2 protein-coding genes and 2 pseudogenes are annotated in these 4838 nt (G+C 55.5%); 3 read left to right on the forward strand and 1 reads right to left on the reverse strand.

The annotated features are described in order from the left end of the window. Positions 1–18: 18 nt before the first annotated feature. A pseudogene (locus JUI81_RS31960) lies at positions 19–255 on the reverse strand (IS4 family transposase); the annotation flags it as partial. Between the two features lie 160 nt (positions 256–415). Here JUI81_RS31960 and JUI81_RS31485 point away from each other — a divergent pair. The 3 genes and pseudogenes from JUI81_RS31485 to JUI81_RS31495 form a co-directional block, all read left to right on the forward strand. After that, positions 416–4009: pseudogene (locus tag JUI81_RS31485) on the forward strand (DUF637 domain-containing protein); the annotation flags it as partial. Between the two features lie 4 nt (positions 4010–4013). Further along, complete coding sequence (locus JUI81_RS31490; protein WP_155944825.1) at positions 4014–4262, forward strand: hypothetical protein; 249 nt, start codon at positions 4014–4016, stop codon at positions 4260–4262. 261 nt (positions 4263–4523) lie between these two features. After that, a complete protein-coding gene (locus JUI81_RS31495) occupies positions 4524–4790 on the forward strand; it encodes a hypothetical protein (protein WP_081625803.1) in 267 nt (88 codons plus the stop codon). Positions 4791–4838: the final 48 nt, after the last annotated feature.

Raw genomic sequence — 4838 nt, forward strand, 5'->3', positions numbered from 1 at the left:
TGAGGGATCCCCACAAATCTACCCCAGCGCCTGCGCCTGTTGATGTACCTCGGCTCGCAATACGTGCTCAAGTCTCTCCAAGGTTTTTCGAGAGTTCGAGCCGCGTCCGCTACGCCAGTATTCCAAACCCAGCCGCCACAGCGACAACACCCGTCGGCGTTTAAGGCTATTGCTTTGAAAGCGATGTTCATGACCCGCTTCACGGGCCTGCAACCCCGTTAAACAAATGATGTAGTTAGCCAAAGCTGAGATCAGGGAATAAACGGGGACAGACCACGTTTTTTGGGAGCAGGGGAATAAACGGGGACAGACCACGTTTTTTGGGAGCAGGGCAGAGCTCTTTCGATTTAAACGTGGTCTGTCCCTGATTTCTCTCAAAACACGCACTCACGTCATCAGCGGCGAGTCCCTGGATGTCATCCAGGCGGGTGGAAATATCACCCTCGATGCCGCCGAGAACATTAACAACAGCGTGGTTCACCCGTACATATGCCTATGTGGCGGCGGGTCGTACCCAAACCGACACCGGCGCGGGTAGTGGCTACTCGACGCCGATCTCCATCAACGCGCAACTCGCCCCCGACCTGGCCCAACAACAAGTCAACCCGCTGACGCTGCCCGGCTTCAGCCTGCCCCTCGGCCAGAACGGCTTGTTCCGTTTGAGTCAGGAAGGCAGCACCCACCCGACCGGCACTGGCCCACAAGACTGGACCCTCACCGGCGCCACTGTCACCGCGTCCACCAGTGCGCCGGTCACGCTCAACCGCGTGCAAGGCCTGCCAAATAGCGCCGGCAAATCCCAGCCGCACAAATACCTGATCGAAACCAATCCGGTACTCACCGACCTCAAGCAGTTCATGAGTTCGGATTACCTGCTGAGCAACCTCGGCTACAACCCGGACACCAGCGCCAAACGCCTGGGTGACGGCCTCTACGAACAGCGCCTGATCCAGCAAGCGGTCGTCGCCCGCACCGGCCAGCGCTACATCGACGGCCAAACCAGCGACGAAGGCCTGTTCAAGTACCTGATGAACAACGCCATCGCCAGCAAGGACGCCCTCAATCTGTCGGTGGGTGTCAGCCTGACCTCGCAACAAGTCGCGGCCCTGACCCACGACATCGTCGGCTCGAAGAGCACGAAGTGAATGGCGAAAAAGTGCTGGTGCCGGTGCTGTATCTGGCCCAGGCCGAAGGCCGCCTCGGCCCGACCGGTGCGCTGATCGCCGGCAACGACGTGACGCTGATCGCCGGTCAGAACCTCGATAACGTCGGCACGCTGCGCGCCACCCATAACCTGTCGGCGACGGCGGGCAAGGACTTGGTCAGCAGCGGTCTGATTCAGGCGGGTAATCGCCTGGACGTGCTGGCGGGTAATGACGTTGTCAACAAGTCGGGCGGCATTCTTGCGGGTCGCGATGTGAGCGTGACGGCGACCCGAGGTGATGTGCTCAACGAGCGGACCGTCACCGCGATGGACAGCAACACCCGTTTTGGCAACAAGCACATCGACTACGCCGACAGCGCGGCGCGCATCGAAGCGGCCAACGACCTGAGTGTGTCGGCGGGTCGCGACATTGCCAACGCTGGCGGTGTGCTGAGCAGTGGCCGTGATATGGCCTTGAGTGCCGGGCGCGACGTGGCCGTGACCTCGGCGGTGGTGGCCACCAACGACACGACCAACAGCCGCATCAGTACCAGCAGCACCAAGCAGCTGGGCGCGAGTGTGAGTGCCGGGCGGGATTTGGCAGTGGAGGCCGGCCGGGATATCGCGGCGGTCGCCAGCCAGATCGATGCCAAGCGCGACATCTCCATGACGGCGACCGACAACCTGACCATCAGCTCGGCAGCGGATGAAGAGCACTCCCTGTCCAAGAGCAAAAAACTCACCAGGCAGGAAGACCACGTCAGCCAGGTCATGTCGGGTGTCAGGGCGGGTGGCAACGTGAAGTTGGATGCCGGTAAGGATCTCGCGGTTATCTCCAGCCGCATTAGCGCAGGGGATGAGGCGTACCTGGTGGCGGGTGACAACCTCGATATTCTTGCGGCGAAAGACAGCGACTACTCGCTGTATGACATGAAGAAAAAGGGCTCCTTCGGCGCGAAGAAAACCAAACGCGATGAAGTGACCGATGTGAAATACATCGGCAGTGAAATCTCCACCGGGGGCAACCTGACCTTGGCCAGCGGTGGGGATCAGCGGTATCAGGTGGCGAAGCTGGAGAGTGGCAAGGACATCACGCTGGACAGTGGTGGAAACATCACGTTTGAAGGCGTGAAGGACCTTCACGACGAGAGCCATACCAAAAGCGATGGGGATCTGGCCTGGTTTAAGGCCAAAGGTTCGGGCACCACGGATGAAACCCTCCGTCAGAGTCAACTCGTCGCCCAGGGACGACTGGTGATCAAAGCGGCTGGCCAGATCAGCATCGACATCAAACAAGTCGACCAGCAAAGCGTCAGCCAGACCATTGACGCCATGGTGAAAGCCGACCCGGCCCTTGCCTGGATGAAAGAGGCTGAGGCTCGAGGCGACATCAACTGGCGTCAGGTGAAGGAGATTCACGAGAGCTTTAAGTACGACACCTCAGGGCTTGGTGCCGGCGCAAAAATCGCCATCGCCATCCTGATGTCTTTCATCATGGGGCCGGCGGGACTGGGCTTGGTGGGCGCTGGCGCCGGGGGAGCAGTTGTCACCAGCCTGGCGACCACTGCGGTCACCAGCACCATCAGTAATAAAGGCAACCTGGGCGCGGCATTCAAGGAAACATTCAGTGCTGACAGCCTCAAAGGCGCCGCCATTGCTGGATTTACTGCGGGCATGCTCGATTACGCGGACGCCAATTGGTTTGCCGGTGCGTCGGAAGGTACAAAGTCCATTCTCACCAGTACCAACTTCACCGACATTGCGACACGGTTGGCTGGGCGTGCGGTGATTTCCAGCGGCATCTCAACCGCCATTGGGGGCGGCAGTTTTGGCGACAACCTCGGTGCGGCACTGGTGGGGGAGGCGGGCAATGTGGCCATGGCTACCGGGTTTAACTGGATTGGCGACATTACGATCAAGTTCCCGGAAGGCAGTCTCGAGAAAGTAGTCGCTCATGCGTTGATGGGCGGCTTGCTATCGAAGGCGATGGGGGGCGATTTTGCCACTGGCGCAGCGGCGGCGGGGCTCAACGAAGCGATGATGAATCAGCTGATCAGCCTTGCGAATGGCAACGATCAATTGCAAGTAATGATGTCGCAGTTGACGGGGCTTGTGGCTGCTGCGGCGGTAGATGGGGATCTTCAGCAGGGAGCCAACATTGCGGAGAATGCCACGACCTACAACTATCTCTATCACCGTGAGGTGAAAGAAATGCTGGCGGAAATGGACAGCAAGGAGACCGAGGAGGAAAAGCGAGCCGTTAGAGATCGATACGCCGCCCTCGACGACCAGCGTGAGCTGGAGCGTGATGAGCTTTGCAAGCGGTCCCCCGAAATCTGTCAAGCAATTGCTCATGGCCTGGTGGATGATGATCAGAAACTGACAGCACTGATTGAGCAACTGAGAGCTGAAGATAAGGGGGGGGCAGCTTTCTACGTAGGTCATATACAGGAGGGGAATCTAAGCTCAGCAGGGTCCATGGCGGCTGATGTGAGTTCTTTGAACGGTAGCGCCCTGACTAGGGTTGCTGCAGATTTTGTAAAAATGGGCATCGGAATTATTCCTGGTCTAGGAGCTGGAAAGGGAGCAACTACACCGAAAGAGATTGGGACCATTACGACAAGAACAACAAAAAATGAAACCCGTCTAGGTGGTCAACCGGGGGAGCCTGGTGTAAAAATAGTATTCAAGGATGGCACCGAGTTTGATATGACGCGAACTAGAGTTAAGGAAACAGAGAGTAATCCTTATGTTCCAGGTCGCACTAGACCAGTAAAATTTGACGACGCTGTTAATAAACAAGGTGATAAGCGAGCTCCGACTAAAGCGGAGTTAGAGTGGTTTGATAGTATTAAATGGGACTGATGAGATGATTGACTCAAAAACTGGTGAGCGAATTTTGGTCCAAATGGATGAGGTATATGGTCCTTATATTCGCGTGTCAACATTTCAAGATGGTGGCGCCTTGGAAGAAGTTTTGGATGAGATTTATTATGTGCTTTATTGGAAGGGAACCCCTGAGGATCTCAAAGATTTTGGCGGTAATGAATACTACTTTGGTGGTGCTGCTGATCCGGTAAAGTTGCAAGCTATTCTCGATGCTATTGAATTTCACTGACGGCGGATGTCCGTAACGGAGAGGATTTATTTTGCTAGGGGGGCACCGTGAGGGTGGGAAAAAGAAGAAAAGGGGCCGCCCATTAGCCGGTCTCAAGTCAAAGAGAAAAGGGGACGGATTTATTTGTTTGTAACGGAGATATCGTACGTTATAACCCGACTACAGATGAGTTTGGTGTCGTATCGAGCGGGGGAAGTATTCGCACATATTAAAAACCTGATCCAGCAGTGCATGGGAAGGGATCTAATTTGGACTATTTCAATGCTCAATAGTAATAAAACATATATTTGTCCGGTCTGTAGGTATCCTGATCTTAATGAGGCCGCATATGATGGTTTTGGCTGCGCTTCGTATAATATTTGTCCATGTTGTGGAACGGAATTTGGATATGATGACTCGACAGTAGCTCACGCTGATTTACGTAAAAAATGGATTTCTGAGGGGATGCAATGGTGGAGTAAACATCAGCTAAAACCCACTGACTGGGATCCAGTTAGGCAACTAAAAGCAGCTAAAGTCATCGATTAGTTTTTGCGAAAGGTGGGGCGCAAAAGGCGATCCCCCCCCAAAAAAAAA

The organism is Pseudomonas sp. 008 (assembly GCF_016861935.1).
Classification (GTDB): domain Bacteria; phylum Pseudomonadota; class Gammaproteobacteria; order Pseudomonadales; family Pseudomonadaceae; genus Aquipseudomonas.